This window comes from Micrococcus sp. KRD026 (assembly GCF_017168445.1).
GTDB classification, from domain to species: domain Bacteria; phylum Actinomycetota; class Actinomycetes; order Actinomycetales; family Micrococcaceae; genus Micrococcus; species Micrococcus luteus.
Genome location: NZ_JABFBA010000013.1, coordinates 37,413 through 53,375 on the forward strand (window position 1 = coordinate 37,413; position 15,963 = coordinate 53,375).

Annotated in this window: 11 protein-coding genes and 1 tRNA gene; 6 read left to right on the forward strand and 6 right to left on the reverse strand. The window is 74.1% G+C overall.

What is annotated here, in order from left to right:
- Positions 1 to 59: 59 nt before the first annotated feature.
- Both J1M40_RS05060 and J1M40_RS05065 read left to right on the forward strand, forming a co-directional pair.
- Positions 60 to 536 (forward strand): tRNA (cytidine(34)-2'-O)-methyltransferase, encoded by a 477-nt coding sequence (locus J1M40_RS05060; RefSeq protein ID WP_206450554.1) that lies wholly within the window; start codon positions 60 to 62, stop codon positions 534 to 536.
- A 7-nt stretch (positions 537 to 543) separates the two neighbouring features.
- Positions 544 to 1,974 carry an anti-sigma factor gene (locus J1M40_RS05065; RefSeq protein WP_044659765.1) on the forward strand — a complete coding sequence of 477 codons (1,431 nt, stop codon included), beginning with the start codon at positions 544 to 546 and terminating at the stop codon, positions 1,972 to 1,974.
- A 21-nt stretch (positions 1,975 to 1,995) separates the two neighbouring features.
- On the opposite strand, the gene J1M40_RS05070 is transcribed toward J1M40_RS05065, so the two are convergent.
- Both J1M40_RS05070 and J1M40_RS05075 read right to left on the reverse strand, forming a co-directional pair.
- Entirely contained in the window at positions 1,996 to 2,775 is a 780-nt protein-coding gene (locus J1M40_RS05070) for a PIG-L deacetylase family protein (protein WP_206450527.1), read from the reverse strand.
- Positions 2,772 to 4,052 carry a S1C family serine protease gene (locus J1M40_RS05075; RefSeq protein WP_060774600.1) on the reverse strand — a complete coding sequence of 427 codons (1,281 nt, stop codon included), beginning with the start codon at positions 4,050 to 4,052 and terminating at the stop codon, positions 2,772 to 2,774. The genes J1M40_RS05070 and J1M40_RS05075 overlap by 4 nt, the downstream gene beginning before the upstream one ends.
- A 254-nt stretch (positions 4,053 to 4,306) precedes the next feature.
- Here J1M40_RS05075 and J1M40_RS12875 point away from each other — a divergent pair, with 254 nt between their 5' ends.
- The 3 genes from J1M40_RS12875 (at position 4,307) to J1M40_RS05090 (ending at position 8,945) form a co-directional block, all read left to right on the forward strand.
- Positions 4,307 to 6,439: a TPM domain-containing protein gene (locus tag J1M40_RS12875; RefSeq protein ID WP_206450528.1), complete on the forward strand. Its 2,133-nt coding sequence runs from the start codon at positions 4,307 to 4,309 to the stop codon at positions 6,437 to 6,439.
- Between the two features lie 120 nt (positions 6,440 to 6,559).
- Positions 6,560 to 7,366, forward strand: coding sequence for a PspA/IM30 family protein (locus J1M40_RS05085; protein ID WP_144819731.1), 807 nt, complete (start codon positions 6,560 to 6,562; stop codon positions 7,364 to 7,366).
- Between the two features lie 178 nt (positions 7,367 to 7,544).
- Positions 7,545 to 8,945, forward strand: coding sequence for a sodium/glutamate symporter (locus J1M40_RS05090; RefSeq protein ID WP_129867258.1), 1,401 nt, complete (start codon positions 7,545 to 7,547; stop codon positions 8,943 to 8,945).
- Between the two features lie 133 nt (positions 8,946 to 9,078).
- Here J1M40_RS05090 and J1M40_RS05095 read toward each other — a convergent pair.
- The 3 genes from J1M40_RS05095 to J1M40_RS05105 form a co-directional block, all read right to left on the reverse strand.
- Positions 9,079 to 9,152: transfer RNA gene (locus J1M40_RS05095), tRNA-Met, on the reverse strand.
- Positions 9,153 to 9,328: 176 nt separating this feature from the next.
- Positions 9,329 to 12,472 (reverse strand): UPF0182 family protein, encoded by a 3,144-nt coding sequence (locus tag J1M40_RS05100; RefSeq protein WP_206450529.1) that lies wholly within the window; start codon positions 12,470 to 12,472, stop codon positions 9,329 to 9,331.
- 110 nt (positions 12,473 to 12,582) lie between these two features.
- Complete coding sequence (locus J1M40_RS05105) at positions 12,583 to 13,653, reverse strand: PDZ domain-containing protein (protein ID WP_250202796.1); 1,071 nt, start codon at positions 13,651 to 13,653, stop codon at positions 12,583 to 12,585.
- Between the two features lie 196 nt (positions 13,654 to 13,849).
- Here J1M40_RS05105 and J1M40_RS05110 point away from each other — a divergent pair, with 196 nt between their 5' ends.
- Positions 13,850 to 15,250: a zinc-dependent metalloprotease gene (locus J1M40_RS05110; protein ID WP_041105129.1), complete on the forward strand. Its 1,401-nt coding sequence runs from the start codon at positions 13,850 to 13,852 to the stop codon at positions 15,248 to 15,250.
- Between the two features lie 64 nt (positions 15,251 to 15,314).
- On the opposite strand, the gene J1M40_RS05115 is transcribed toward J1M40_RS05110, so the two are convergent.
- Positions 15,315 to 15,963 (reverse strand): M48 family metallopeptidase (locus tag J1M40_RS05115; RefSeq protein WP_241252090.1); only part of this gene is annotated, 649 nt, incomplete at its 5' end.

Sequence of the window (15,963 nt, forward strand, 5' to 3'; positions counted from 1 at the left end):
GCCCGAACCCCCACGAGGGCGCCGACCGCGCCCCGGCGCCCGGCACCCCCGGCTTCCGGATCCTGCTGCTCACCCCGGAGATCCCCGGCAACACCGGCAACGCGATCCGGCTCGCCGCCCTCACGGGGGCCGAGCTGCACCTCGTGGAGCCGCTGGGCTTCGGGTTCGAGGACGCCCACCTGCGCCGCGCCGGCCTGGACTACCACGACCTCGCGGTGGTGACGGTGCACCCGGACCTCGACGCTGCGCTCGCGGCCCTCGCCCCCGCCCGCGTGCTGGCCTTCACCGCGCGCGGGTCCGTGCGGCACGACCGGGTCGCGTACCGGCCCGGCGACGTGCTGCTCTTCGGCCGCGAGTCCACCGGCCTGCCCGAGGAGGTGCTGGCCGATCCGCGGGTCACCGAGACCGTCTGCCTGCCCATGCAGCCGGCCCGTCGGTCCCTGAACCTGGCGAACGCCGTCTCCATCGCCGTGTACGAGGCCTGGCGCCAGCACGACTTCGCCGGGTCCGCTGCCCGCCCCGATTCCCTAGACTGAGGCCACCATGCAGACTCCTGACGCGTCCGAGCCCCACGCCGACCGCCCCGATGACGCCGGCCAGCCCGCCCTGGACACCCTCCTGCGCCGCAGCGCCGAGGGTGACCGGGCCGCGTTCTCCGCGTTCTACGACGCCACGGTCCCGTGGGTGCACGGCCTGGCCGAAGCGATGTTCGGCCCCGGCGACGACGCCGCCGCGGCCACGGTCCGCACCTACCTGACGGCATGGGAGGAGGCCTCCGAGGCCGGGCTCGACCTGAGCGAGCGTGACGACGCGACCCACCGCGAGCGCCAGGTGTTCACGTGGCTCGAGGTCCTCGCCCACCGCGTGATGACCTCGCTGCGCCGCGCCGGCGGCTCCGCGGCGGAACGTGGGCGTCGTCCCGGCCCGGCCGGGCCCGCGCCGTTGCCCGAGGACCTCGTCGACCGCGTGGCCCCGGACGCCTACGAGGCCGTGCGACTGGCGTGGCTGGGCGGCTGCACCGACCGGGAGGTCGCCGATCGGCTGGGTCTGCCGGCCGACCAGGCCCGCACCCTCCTGCGTGACGGCGTGCGGCAGGTCGTGGCGGCCCGCCGCGACCTCACGCAGGACGCCGCCCGGCCGTCCGCGCCGGCCCCGGCGACCGGCCCGGCACTCGGCGCGGACGTGCGCGAGGACGTGGACGCCGGCCGCGCACTCGAGCTGGCCGACCTCTCGGCTGTGCACGCCCTCGACACGGCCGGGCACACCGCGGCCTTCTCCGCCGTGCAGCGGCGGGGCGGCGAGCTGGCCCGGTGGCGCTCCCGGGTGGACGGTGCGCGCCAGGCGGTGGCCTGGGCGTTCCGGTCCGTGACGGCCGAGCCGCCGTCGGCCCTGCTCGACGAGGTCCTGCGTCGCCTGCCCGCCCAGGACGTGGGCATGGACCTGATCGGCGACGAGTCCGCCCCCGCCGGCCCGCCGCGGGACCGCCTGCGCTGGCTCAAGGTGACCGCCCTCCTGCTGCTCGCAGCCCTCGTGCTCGGCGTCGGCGGGTGGACGGTGTGGAGTCAGTTCACGCGACCGGGCATCGTGCACCGCATCGACCAGTCGAAGGACCTGTTCACGACCTCGGAGTACCCGGCCCAGGACGGCGGCACGGTCCAGGCGTTCCTGTCCCGGGAGCAGAACAGTGGCTACCTGACGATCAGCGGGATGCCCCAGCTGCCGGAGGGTCAGTCCTACCAGCTGTGGCTCTACCCCTCGGACGGCACGGCCCCGGCCTCGCTCGGCACGTTCGACGCCAACGGCTTCGGTGAGCCCGTCACCTTCCGGGGGCTGGACCGCTTCGCGGCGATGGGCATCTCCGTGGAGCCCAGCTCGGGCTCGGAGGTGCCGACGTCGGAGCCCGTCGTCGGCGTGGACCTCGACCCCACCGCGCAGACCGGCCCGCGCTACGGCGGGCGACCGAGCACCAACTGAGAGGTCCCGCAGGGGGAGGGTTCAGAACCCGGCGATGGTGCCCGGGCCGTTGACCGTGACCAGGTGGAACGCCTCGGCGTGGCCCGGACCGGCGGCCGGGCCGGCGGCGCGCCGGTGATGTTCGGCCATCTGGGCGAGCACGTGCCGCCGCATCGCGTCGACGTCCGGGTGCTGGGAGAGGTGGGCGTCGAGGGCGCGCAGCTTCTGCTCCGCCAGGCCCGTGACGTCCACGACCGTGTTCCGGCGCGCGGCGGGGGCGGCGTACAGCAGCAGGTTCCGGACCTTGAACGCCTCGAGCCCCTCCGCCGCGAGCTCCGGGTACGCGTACGGGTTCTCGGCCGCCGGGTACGCGGCGCGCACCACGGCCTCGCCGCAGGCGAGGTGGTCCGGGTGGGCGGCCTGCATCCGCTCCCAGTCCCGCTCCGGGTGGGTGCTGAGCACCACGTCCGGGCGGACGCGGCGCATCAGCGCCACGAGCTTGCGGCGCACGCCGTGGTCCGGCTCGAGGTGTCCGTCGCGCTCGCCGAGGAAGTGGACCTCGGCGGCACCGACGACGGCGGCGGCCGCGCGCTGTTCGGCGTGCCGGCGGGCGGTCATCGCCTCCGGGCCCTCCGAGTCGAAGCCGCCGGCGTCCCCGTCCGTCACGATGCACAGCTCGATGTGCAGCCCGGCCGCGCGGAAGCCGGCCAGGGTGGCGGCGGCCCCGAAGTCGAGGTCGTCCGGGTGGGCGCCGACGGCCAGGACCCGGCGCCAGCCGTGGTGGGCCGCGAGCGCGGCGGGGGTGGTGAGCGTGGTGGTCACGAGCGGGTGTCCTCCGTGAACGTCACCTCGGTCGTCTGCTCCGCGCCGTCGCGGAGGTAGGTGACGTCCACCGAGTCTCCCACGCGGTGCTCGCGGACGACGGCGGTGAGGGACTCGGAGTCGATCACCGCGCGGTCGCCGACGGCGGTGATCACGTCGCCCTCCTTCAGCCCGGCCGCGTCGGCCGCCGACTCTCCCACGACCTGCTGGACGCGGGCGCCGTCGCTGAACACGGTCCGGGCGTTCTCGCTGCCGCCCTGCACCTCGGCGGGCTCCGGGGTGACGCTCACGCCGAGCATGGCATGCGTGGCCTTGCCGTGGTCGATCAGGTCCTGTGCGACCCGCTGGGCGTAGTCCACGGGGATGGCGAAGCCGACCCCGATGTTGCCCGCCTCGCTCGGGTCCTGGCCGGCCGAGGCGATCGCGACGTTCACGCCCACCAGGCGACCCTCGGCGTCGACGAGCGCGCCTCCGGAGTTGCCGGGGTTGATGGCCGCGTCGGTCTGCAGCACGTTGATGTACACCTCGCCCCGGGTGCCCTGCGGGGTGCCCGGCAGCTGGAAACGGTACTGCTCGGCGCCGGAGGACGAGCCGGAGCTCTCGCCCTGCGGCTCGGGCGCCTCGGAGGACGCCACCGCGATGGTCCGGTCCAGGGTGGAGATGATCCCGTCGGTCACGGTGTTCGGCAGGCCCAGGGGGGCGCCGATGGCGACGGCCTCGTCCCCGACCTTCAAATCCCCGGACCGGCCGATCTGGATGGGGGTGAGGTCCGGGGCGTCGATCTTGATGACGGCCAGGTCGGACAGCGGGTCGGTGCCCACGACGGTGGCAGCGTAGACCTCCCCGTCCGAGGTGCGCACCGTCAGCTCGGCGTCGTTGGCCTGGCCGCCGAGGGTGACCACGTGGGTGTTCGTGAGGATGTGCCCCTCCGTGTCCAGGATCGACCCGGAACCGGAACCGGAGGCGGAGCTCGACGTCGCGGAGATGGTCACCACGGAGGGCAGCGCGGTCCTCGCGGCGTTCCCGACGGCGGTGTCCGCCACGGGCTGTCCCCCGGCCTCGGCCGAGGTGTCCGTCGCCTGCGAGGAGGAGGAGCTCGCGGCCTCGGACGCGGCCTCGCCGCCGTCCTCCGCGACCGCGCAACCGGAGAGCCCCACCATGAGCACGGCTGCGGCGAGCAGGCCCGCCCCGGCACGGGCGCGGGACTGGGGCCGGGGACGCGCGACGGTGCGGGCCGTCGGCACGGGGGGCTGGGTGGGGGCGGCGGTCTGGTCCACGGGGTCCTCGCTTCGGGTCGGGCCCCGGGCGGTCGACACAGACGCCCGTCGTCTTGCGGACGCGCGCCCCGGGGCACGTCCACGCTAGCGTGCATGACTGAACGCCGCCTAGAGGCCGAACGTCCGCTCCTCCCACGGTCCCGGCCGCGCCGGATCCCTGGTGCCCGATTCCCACGCCGCCCTACACTCAACCCCAGGATCCGGCGGGTCCGCCCGGTGCGGCGGCTCGCCTCCGCCGTCGAAGGAGACCCCACATGACCGTGCCCACCCGCCCCGCCGATGTCGGCCGTCTGGCGCGCGCCGTGACCGCCGCGGGTCTGGGAGGCCTGGGCCTCCTGGTGGCGGCACCCGCCGCGCACGCCGTGACGGTGCCGCCGGGCGTGTACGTGGTGGACGAGGCCGGGGTGCTCTCGACCTCCGATGAGCAGCGGCTGACCCAGGAGATCCAGGACCTGCGCCGGGACACCGGGCAGGGGCTGTACGTCGTCTACGTGGATGAGTTCAGCACGGACGCCCAGACGCTGGCCCAGGACGTGGCGCGCCAGCGCGGGCTCGGGACGAACGACTCAGTCCTGGTGATCGCGGTCGAGGAGCGCGCCTATGGGCTGGACAGCGGCGGGGACGCGAACCTGCAGAACCAGGTGACGCGCACCTACGTGGGCCCGGAGCTGTCCAAGATCGGCACGGACCCCGGCTCGGCGGACTGGCTGGCGGTGGGCACCGCCGCGGTGCAGGGGCTCGACGACGCCGCCGACGGCACGCTCGACGGCACGGGGGCCAGCGGGGCCGAGTACGATCCGGCCGGCGCCCTGCCAGCCGGCACCACGGGCGGCGGGAGCACGGCCCAGGGCGCCTCCGACGGCGGTGGGGCCCTGACGGCGGTCCTCGGCGCGGGTGCGGTGGCCGCGGCCGTGGGCGGCGGCGTGCTCGTGGCCCGCAGCCGGAGGCGCACGCAGGGCGGCGAGGTCGAACGGGGCCGCACCGAGGAGGCCCGCCGCGACCCCCTCGATGAGCTCAGCGTGGAGCAGCTGCGCACCCAGGCCGGCTCGAAGCTCGTGGCCGCGGACGACGCCATCCGCTCCTCGGAGCAGGAGCTGGGCTTCGCCGAGGCGTCCTATGGGGAGAAGTCCGTGGCGACGTTCCGCGAGGACATCGACCAGGCCAAGGAGCACATGCGGGCCTCGTTCCAGCTCCAGCACCAGCTCGACGACGAGATCCCGGACACCGAGGCCGAGCAGCGCGCCTGGCTCAAGGAGATCATCCAGCGCAGCGAGGCCGTGGGTGCGTCCCTGGCGGCGCACAAGAAGGAGTTCGACTCCCTGCGCGACCTCGAGAACCAGGTGCCCGAGGCCCTGGAGCGCGTCGACGCCCGCCTGCCCGAGGCCCGGTCCCGGGTGCAGGACTCCGAGTCGGCGATCACCGCGCTGCACGGCCAGTACGCGGAGTCCGCCCTCGCCGAGGTCGCGGACAACGCGGCGCAGGCCCGGGAGAGGCTCGAGTTCGTGGAGACCGCCCTCGCGAAGTCGCGGAGCGCGTGGGAAGCCCAGGACCGCTCCACGGCGGCGCTGGCCGTGCGTGCCGCCGAGGAGGCGCTCAGCCAGGTGGACACGCTCACCGAGGCGGTCGGCAAGGCCGAGGGGTCCCTGCGGGCCATGCTGAGCAACCTGCAGACGGGCCTCGCCCAGTCCGAGCAGGACGTGGCCGAGGCCGAAGCGCTCGTGGCCAACGGATCGCACCCCGAGCTGGCCGGCCCGGTGGCGAGGATGAAGACCGCCCTGAACGCGGTGCGCCAGGCCCTCGCGGCCGGCCGCCCGGACCCCCTGCAGCTGCTCCACCAGCTCGAGGCCGCGCACCGCCAGCTCAACACCCCGCTGGCCGGCGTCCGCGACGCTCGCGAGCAGGCCCGCCAGGCCTCCCAGGTGCTCACCTCCACGATCGCCCAGGCACAGGCGCAGATCGACGGCACGGCCGACTTCATCGGCGCCCGGCGCGGTGCGGTGGGCTCGGAGGCCCGGACCCGGCTCGCGGAGGCCGACCACACGCTGCGTTCGGCGATCAGCCTCGGCCGCACCGACCCCGTGGCCGCCCTCCAGCAGGCGCAGCGCGCCTCCCAGCTGGCCGAGCGCGCGAGCGAGCTGGCCCGCGCGGACGTCGAGGGCTTCGGCTACGGCCCCGGCATGGGCGGCATGTACGGCGCACGCCCGCGCGCCGGAGTGGGCGGCAGCTTCGGCGGCGGCCTCGGCGGGGCACTGCTCGGCGGCATCCTGATGAACTCGATCCTGAACAGCGGCCACGGCGACAGCTGGGGCGGCGGCGGCTTCGGCGGGTTCGACGGCGGCGGCCTCGGCGGCGGCGACTTCGGCGACATCTCCGGCGGCGGCTTCTGACCGCCCCCCCCCCCATGAACTCCGGCGCCCCGGGCGCCGGCCCGGCCCGCACGCGCGGGACGGGGTGGACGCAGGCCGACGGTCTGCGCTGACGTGAAAGACCGACGAAAGGCAGACACCATGGTCAAGCAGTCCATCTTCGGCCGCATCAGCACGCTGGCGAAGGCCAACATCAACGCGATGCTGGACAAGGCCGAGGACCCCCAGAAGATGCTGGACCAGATGGTCCGCGACTACACGAACAACATCGCGGAGGCCGAGGCCGCCGTCGCCCAGACCATCGGCAACCTGCGGATGATCGAGGACGACTACCGCGAGGACCAGGACGCGTCCCGCAGCTGGGGCCAGAAGGCGCTGGCCGCCTCCCAGAAGGCCGACGACTTCCGCGCCAAGGGCGACACCGCCTCGGCGGACAAGTTCGACAACCTCGCCAAGGTGGCCATCGAGCGCCAGATGGACTTCGAGCGTCAGGCGAAGTCCGCGGAGCCGACCATCGCCTCGCAGCGCGAGATCGTGGAGCGCCTGAAGACCGGTCTGGACCAGATGAAGGTCAAGCGTCAGCAGCTGGTCGCCAAGCGCGACGAGCTGACCGCCCGCGCCAAGTCCGCCCACGCCCAGTCCGCGGTGGCCGACGCCGTGAAGTCGATCGACCTGCTGGACCCGACCTCCGAGGTCTCCCGCTTCGAGGAGAAGGTCCGTCGCGAGGAAGCCCGCGTGCGCGGCCAGCAGGAGATCGCCGCCTCCTCCCTCGACGCCCAGTTCGAGTCCCTCGAGGATCTCGGCGAGAAGACCGAGGTGGAGGCCCGCCTCGCCGCCCTCAAGGCCGGCGGCGCCGGCCAGGCCGCCCTCACCTCGGGCGACGTCGACGCCGACGAGACCCTGACCCTCGACTACGCCGCCGAGGAGACCGGCACCGCGCGCGGCTGACCCCGCCCCGCCCCACGGCCCGTCGCCCGGCCCACGCCGGCGCGGCGGGCCGTCCTCGTGCGCCCCGGCCGGTGCCCCTCCCGGACGCGCCCCGGCCCCCGCACTCCTTTGGTACTGTCCCGGGGTCCCTCGGCACGCTCCGCGGGACGCCCCCGTCCCCGCACAGAGGAAGAACCCCATGCAAGAGCAGTTCACGGCCTGGTCCGTGCTGGTCGACGCCGGCCTCATCGGCGCGCTCCTGGCCGTGGGCACGCTGGCCCGTGCCGTCATCACGCCCCTCCAGACCCTGATGATCCCGGCCTCCGTCATCGCCGGCATCCTGGGCCTGGTCCTCGGCCCGAACGGCCTGGGCTGGCTGCCGTTCAGCTCCCAGCTGGGCACATACGGCTCGATCCTGATCGTCATCGTGTTCGTGTGCATCGCGCTCACCGACGACTTCGACGTCCGCAAGATCGGCCGCCCCGTGGGTGCGTTCGCGTCCTACGGCGTGCTGATCTACGCCTCCCAGGTGGCCATCGGCGCCCTCGTCACGCTGGTCCTCCTGCAGCCGCTGTTCGACGCGCCCGACTCGTTCGCCGCCCTGCTGTTCGCCGGCTGGGCGGGCGGCTTCGGCTCCGCGGCCGCCGTGGGCCAGGCATACGCGGCCAACGGCGATGCGACCGTCACCTCGCTGGCCTACACCTCGGCCACGGTCGGCATGATCGTCGGCGTGGTGGGCGGCATCATCCAGGCCAAGATCGGCGCGCAGCGCGGCCACGCGCAGGAGTTCGCGGGCCTGACCTCCATCCCGGAGGAGCTGCGCACCGGGGTGCTGAACCAGGTGGAGGAACGCCCGGTCATCGGCCGGCACACCTTCTCGGCGGCCTCGGTGGAGTCACTGGCCTTCCAGGTCGGCGTCGTCGCGATGATCGCGGCGGCCGCGCACGGCGTGGTCTCCTGGATCACGTCCGTGTGGCCGAGCATCGTGGGTGAGGACGGACCCCAGCTGATCATCCCCGCGTTCGCGATCGCGTTCCTCCTCGGCCTGATCGCCCGCGTCCTGTTCCAGGCCACGAAGACGGCGAAGTTCCTCGACCCGGGCTCGCTGAACTCGGTGTCCGGCACCGCCACGGACATCCTCATCGTCTGCGGCATCGCCGCGATCGCCCCGACCGTGGTCGTGGACTACTGGCAGCCGCTGCTGCTCCTGTTCGTGATCGGCCTCGCGCTGGCCCTGTTCCTGGGGATCGTCGTGGCGCCGCGCGTCATGACCGACGCGTGGTTCGAGAAGCAGCTGTTCACGTGGGGCTGGGCCACCGGCGCCGTCGCCACGGGCGTGGCCATGCTGCGCATCGTGGACCCGAAGCTGAAGTCCGGGACCATGGAGCAGTTCGGGGTGGCCTACATCCCGGTGGTGCCCGTGGAGATCGCGGCGGTGTCCTTCGTGCCGCTGCTGCTCCTCGCGGGCCTGTCCTGGGCCGTGGTCGGCATCTGGGGCGCCATCGCGATCATCGCGATCATCGCTGCCGTCTGGCTGCGCCGCACCGATCCGGGCCGCCGCACGCCGGCCCAGCAGGCGGTCCGGGCCTCGAGCCGCTGACACTCCCGCTCCCCCGCGTTGATCGCCCGAGGGCGGTCGGCTCGCCCGCCGGCACCGTGCCGGCGGGCCGGGGCGACCGGTCCCGGACATGCGAGAAGGCCCCCAGCAGATGCTGGGGGCCTTCTCCTTCTCGTTGCGGGGGCAGGATTTGAACCTGCGACCTCCGGGTTATGAGCCCGGCGAGCTACCGAACTGCTCCACCCCGCGGCGACTTCTAGAACTATACACACCTGTTCCGTCGAGTTCAAATCGGCGTCAGCACCCCGCCATCCGGCGGCCATGCGGCGGCCACCTGCCCCGAGACGACAGCGGCCCCGACCACGCGCGGTGCGTGGCCGGGGCCGCCGTCGACGGTCCGGCGGGCCCGGCCCGCCGGCGCCGGCTCAGCCGCTCGGCGTCGGGCTGGGGCTCGACGACGGCGGGGGGCTCGCCTCGGCCGGGGCCTGGTCCTGGGCAGGCGCGTCGCCGCCCAGGGCGTCGTCGGCGGCGGTGGCACGCTTCAGGGCCTCGTTGAGACGCTTCTGCTGCTCGCCGTAGCCGGCCCAGTCGCCCTCGGCCAGACGCTCCTGGCCCTGGGTCAGGGCGTCCTGCGCCTCCTCGAGGGCCGCCGAGAGCTCCTCCTCGACCGTGCCCGGAGCCGACGGTTCCTCGCCCGGGGCGGGCGCCTCCGCCTGGTTCTCCTCCGGGGTGACCGCGCCCGAGTCCCCGTCGAACACCTGGTCCAGGGCCTCCTGGAGGGTGTCCGCGAAGCCGACCTTGTCGCCGAAGGAGACGAGCACCTTGCGCAGCGTCGGGTAGGTGGTGCCGCCCGAGGAGCGGACGTACACCGGCTGGACGTAGAGGATGCCGCCGGCCACCGGCAGGGTGATCATGTTGCCGTTGAGCACCTCGGACGCGCCCTGGCGCAGCAGGTTCAGCTCCCGCGAGACGTCCGCGTTCGAGTCGAAGTTGGCCTGCGCCTGGCCCGGGCCGGGCACCGTGGTGGACCGCGGCAGCTCGAGCAGTCGGAGCTGCCCGTAGCCCTCGGCCTTCACGCCGTCCTCCCCCGAGCCGGCGTCGCCGGTGGCGGAGAGGAAGCCGTAGAGCACGTTGCGCTGCTGGGCACCGTCCGTGATCTGCGGGATGTAGCTGCTGGTGAGGGAGAACGCCGGCTCGTCCTGGCCGGGCATCTGCAGCGTCATGTAGTACGGCGGCTGCTTGACGTCCTCCTCGCGCGTGGGGTCCGAGGGCACGGACCACGCGTCGTTGTTCTCGTAGAAGTCGTCCGCATCGGTCACGTGGTAGCGGCCGAGCAGCTCGCGCTGGACCTTGAACATGTCCTCCGGGTAGCGGACGTGGTCCATGAGTCCGGCGCTCATCTCCGAGTACGGGCGCAGCGAGGACGGGTACACGTTCTGCCAGGCCCGCAGCAGCGGATCCTGGTCGTCCCACGCGTAGAGGGACACCGAGCCGTCGTACGCGTCCACCGTCGCCTTCACCGAGTTGCGGATGTAGTTCACCCGGCCCTGCAGCGCCGGGTTCTGGCCCTGGCTCAGGGAGTCCACCGTGACCTCGCCCAGCTGCTGGGCGGTGGAGTACGGGAACTGGTCCGAGGTCGTGTAGGCGTCCACGATCCACTGCACGCGGCCGTCGACGATCGCCGGGTAGGGGGCGGTGTCCACCGTCAGGTAGGGCGCGACCTTGCGGACGCGCTCGGCCGGGTCGCGATCGTAGAGGATCTGCGAGGCCTCGTTCACGTCCGAGGACAGCACGAGCTCGGGCGAGCCGAACTTCACCGCGTACGCGAGCCGGTTGAAGAGGTTGCCCACCGAGGGGCCGCCGTCGCCGGAGAAGGTGTACGCCGTGTCCTCCTGGGAGTCGGCCGTCTGCGGCCGGTCGCGTTCGACGGCCGGCGCGCCCTCGGGCGCACCCACCACCGAGTACGAGGGCGAGTTGTGCCCGAAGTAGATGCGCGGCTCGTAGTCCTGGTCGGAGGCCAGCGGCCCGCGCGTGGGGATCTCGGAGAGCAGCCACTGGGGCCGGCCGCCGGCCGCGACCTCGGAGGCGTCGGCCACGACCATGCCGTAGCCGTGCGTGTAGATGGTGTGGCGGTTCACCCACGACTGGGAGTCGTCCACGTTGACGTCACGGGCCGCCAGGATGGTGTCCCGCGTCTGGCCGTCCACCTCGTAGCGGTCCACGTGCAGGGTGGTGGGGAACGCGTAGTACGGACGGAACTGCTGGAGCTGCCCGAAGGTCTGGGAGATCAGGTTCGGGTCCATGAGACGGACGTTGGCCGTGTTGGCCTCCTCGCCCGCCAGGGCCCCGGCCTCGGTGTCCGTGGCGCCCTCATAGTTCGTCACCTCGACGTCGTCCAGGCCGTACGCCTCGCGCGTCATGGCGATGTTCCGCTCGATGTACTGGGATTCGAGCGTGCGCTCGGACGGCTTCACCTGGTACTCCTGCACGATGAAGGGGTACGCCGTGCCCACCACGAGCGCCGTGATGACCAGGACCGCGGTGCCGATCAGCGACAACCGCCACCGGCCCGAGACCACCGTCCACACGAACAGGCCGGCCACGATCACGGCCGTGACCGCCAGGATCGCCGACGTCGGGATGACCGCGTTCACGTCCGTGTAGAGCGCGCCGGCCCAGTTGCCGGTCTGCGACTGCGTGGTGCGGTAGCGGTTGAGCCAGAAGTTGACGCCCTGCAGCAGCAGGAACACGGCCAGGGTGATGCCGATGTGGGCGCGCGCCGCCGGGGTGATCCGCACGCCGCCGCCCTCCTCCACGCGCACCGCGCCGTACAGGTAGTGCACCAGAAGACCGGTGATGCCGGAGACCAGGACCACCGAGATCAGGTACCCGACCACGAGCGTCAGGAACGGCAGGGTGGCCATGAAGAACATGAGGTCCAGGCCGAACTCCGGGTCCGCCTGGCCGTAGGGCACCTGGTTCAGGAACAGCAGGACCGTGTTCCAGCCGTTCATCGCGGTGGAGCCGGCGAACACGCCGAGCACGAGCGGGACACCCAGGAACACCAGGCGCCGGATGGGCTCCAGCTGGCGCTGGGCCTGGCTGAGCGAGTCCCGCGCGGCCGCGGACGCGTCCGCGGGGCGGTGGCGCCAGGCCGTGCGGATCGCCAGCCACACGGCGAGGGCCATCCCGAGCCCGGCGATCAGGAACAGCGCGGCCTTGGCGACGACCTCGGTCCAGAAGACCTCGGTGAAGCCCAGCTGCGAGAACCACAGCACGTCCGTGTAGACGTTCGTGAACACCACGAACAGCCCCACGAGCACGGCCACCGCGATGATGGTCAGCACGAGCGCGCTCGGCCGGCCCGGCCGGCCCCTGCCGCGCGCGGCGGAGGACCCGCCCCCGCCGAACGGGCCACCAGGACCGCGGTCGCCGTCGTCGCCCGGGCCGCGCGGGGCGCCGCCGAAGGGGCCGAACGCCCCGAACGGGCCGGACTGGCCCCCGGCGGTCCCGCCGCCGTCACGGGGCGGGCCGCCGAACGGTCCGCCGCCTCCCTGTCCGAAGCTCACTGCTCTGTCCTCTTCCCTCCCGCGTCCGCGGGGCTCTGCTCCGGTCCGGGGCGCTGCGCCCCGGACATGTCGTCCGGTCTGGTGGTCTGGTGGTCCTGGTGTGCGTCGGCTCAGCCGCACGTCCGGGCGGCGGCCGGGCTCTCCCCCCGGGCCACCGCCTCGACGATGTCGCGGGCCTGGCCCAGCGTGTCCACGGGGTACACCGTCAGACCCTCGGGCACACGGCCGGCCAGCTCCTCGCAGTTCGCCGTGGGGGCGAGGAACGTCGTGGCCCCCGCCTCGGCGGCGCCGCGCACCTTCTGCGGGATCCCGCCGATGGGACCCACGACGCCGTCCCCCGAGATCGTGCCCGTTCCCGCGATCGGGGCGCCCCCCGTCATCGCGCCCGGGGTCAGCCGCTCGATCACGGTGAGCGCGAACATCAGACCCGCCGAGGGCCCGCCGATGTCCGGCACGGTCAGCTCGACGTCCACCGGGACGTCGTAGGCGGACTCGATCAGGGCCCCCATCTGCCACGGCTGGGGTGCGCCCTCGGGGGCGGCCGCCACGGGCACCTCGAGGTCCTGCTCCACGCCGTCCCGGCGGACCGTCAGCGTGACCGGGTCGGGCCCCGCGGCCCCGACGGCGGCGCGCACGGCCTCCAGGTCGGCCACGGGCCGTCCCTCGGCGGCGATCACCTCGTCCCCGGCCCGCAGGACGCCCTCGGCGGGCCCGCCGGGCACGAGCTGCTGCACGACGAGCCGCTGGGGCACCTCGCGTCCGAGCTCGTGCAGGGCCGCGGCGGTCGCGGTCTGCTGGGAGTCCGACATGGCCGCCGAATTGGCCTCGCCGACCTCGTCGGAGGTGACGCCGGTGGGATACATCAGCTCGCGCGGGGCCACGTCCACGGCGGGGTCCGTCAGGCCGCGGCCGAGATCGAGCAGGGAGGTGGTGCCGATGGGAGGACCCCCGACCATCACGGTGGTCATGTGCAGGGTCCCCTCACCCGGGTCCGCCTCGCCGCCCTCGACGCGCAGCACGGGTCGACCCTCGCGTTCGCCCAGCAGGTCCACGGCGGGGCCGGGGCCCTCGAGGATGTAGGGGGTGGGGGCCAGCAGTGCCAGCCCGGCGCTGCCCAGGGCGAGCCATCCGGAGAAGGGCACGCGGGCGGCGCGGGTGGTCCTCGAGGGCACTGCGCGCACGCGACACCGTCTTTCCTGGGGGTCCTGATCGGGCCGTCCTCGCCGCCGGGCACGGGCCGCGCGGCGACGGTCACACCAGTCTACGCGGGGCCGCGACCCCCGCCTGCCCCGCGCGACGCCGTGCGCCATGGGCGAACCGCGCCGCCGCGACGTCGGGAGGGCGGGCGCGTCGCGCCGACGCGGATACGCTGGAGACATGAGCAACGACGCGCGCACGCCCGGATCCGACGACGGCCGCGACCCCCTGGAGGAGATGCTGCGGCAGCTCTTCGGCGGCCAGGGCCCCGACCCGGACGAAGTCCGACGCGCCATGGAGGGCCTGGGCGGCCCCGGCGGGGTGCCCTTCGACCCGTCCCAGCTGAATCCGGCCATGATGCAGCAGGCCATGGCCCAGTTCCAGGCGATGATGAGCTCCGGCTCCGGCTCGGACGGCCCCGTGAACTGGTCTCTGGCGAAGCAGGCCGCCCGCCAGGCCGTGGCCGGCGAGGACCCGGCCGTCGGCTCGTTCGCGCGACGCGAGGTGGACGAGGCGCTGCGGCTGGCCGAGCTGTGGCTCGACGGCGTCACGCAGACCGAGCCCGTCGGCAGCGTCGGCGTGGCCTGGTCCCGTGCCGAGTGGGTGGAGGCGACCATGGACCAGTGGCGCCGGCTCACCGAGCCCGTGGCCATCTCGATGTCCCGTGCGATGTCCGCGGCCATCGAGCAGCAGCTGCCGGGTCAGCTCCCCGAGGGCATGGACGCCTCCCTGCTCGGCGGGCTGCAGCCCATGCTGAAGAACATGGGCGGCACGATGTTCGGCCTGCAGCTCGGGGGCGCCGTGGGCGCCCTGGGCAAGGAGGTGCTCTCGGGCACGGACATCGGCCTGCCCGTCGCCGGCCACCGTCTCGCCCTCGTCCCCGTGAACATCGAGGAGTTCGGCGACGGGCTCTCGGTGCCGGACGACCAGATCCGCATCTACCTGGCCCTGCGTGAGGCCGCACGCATGCGCCTGTTCCTGCACTCGCCGTGGCTCGAGCGGGACCTGTACGCCGCCGTCGAGCAGTACGCCGCGGGCATCCGCCTGGACACCGAGGGCATCGAGCGGGCCGCGCAGTCGGTGGACCCGATGGACCCCGGTTCCCTGCAGGCCGTGTTCGACGGGGCGTCCTTCATCGCCGCCCCGGACGCCACCCAGCAGGCCGCGCTGGACCAGCTGGAGCTGCTCGTCGCCCTCGTGGAGGGCTGGGTGGACGTGGTGGTCGCCGAGGCCGCGCGCCCGCTCGAGTCGGCGGCCGCCCTGCGCGAGACCATGAACCGCCGCCGCGCCTCGGGTGGCCCGGCCGAACAGGCCTTCGCCGCCCTCGTGGGCCTCGAGCTGCGCCCGCGCCGCCTGCGCGAGGCCGCCGCGTTCTGGGAGCACGTCACGGCCGAGCACGGCACGGAGTATCGCGAGGAGATCTGGCGCCATCCCGAGCGTCAGCCCACGGCGGAGGACCTCGAGGACCCCGCCGGGTACACCGGGCGCCGCTCCGCCGCGGACGCCAGCACCGAGTCCCTCGACGACGAGCTGCGCAAGCTCCTCGAGGGCGGCTTCGGCGACGCGCCGCGCGAGGGCTGAGCCCCTTTCGGCACGACGGCCGCGGGCGGCCCGGCACCTCGGGTGCGGGCCGCCCGCCGTCGTGTCAACCCGCGTCCTCGTCCTCCGCCCACCGGTCCGGCGCCGTGCGACCGCGGCCCTCGGCGAAGGTGACCCCGTCGAGGAAGGCCATCGCCTCGGCGTAGCGCGGGTACCGGTCCACGAGGCGTCGGAAGGCCGGGCCGTGTCCGGACTCCAGCAGGTGGGCCAGCTCGTGGACGAGCACCGCCGCCACCACCCAGTCCGGCATGCCGCGCAGCTGCGTCGAGAGCCGGATGGTGCCGCGCCCCGGCGTGCACGAGCCCCAGCGGCGGCGCTGCCGGGCCGACCACGTGACCGAGACCGGACGGGCCCGCCCGCCCAGGTGTGCCGCCGAGAGCCGTCCCGCCCAGGCCAGGAGCGCGTCGTCGGAGCGGGCGTCGGCGGGGCGGCCGTCCGGGTCGGCCGCGGGCTGCCCCGTCCCACCGCGTGCGCCCACCTTCGCGACCATCCGGCCGATCCACTCGCGCTCCTGCGCGGCCGAGAGACGGGCCGGGACGTTGACCTGCAGGCGGCCGTCGCGCCACGCCGCCGAGACGGTGCGGGTGCGGGCCGTGGAGCGCACGAGCCGCACGGGCGTGCCCTCCCAGTCCAGGTCGGTGCTCTCGCGGGCGGGACCGCGGTGGGCGGCCGGGACGGCACGCGGAGGGCGGCCG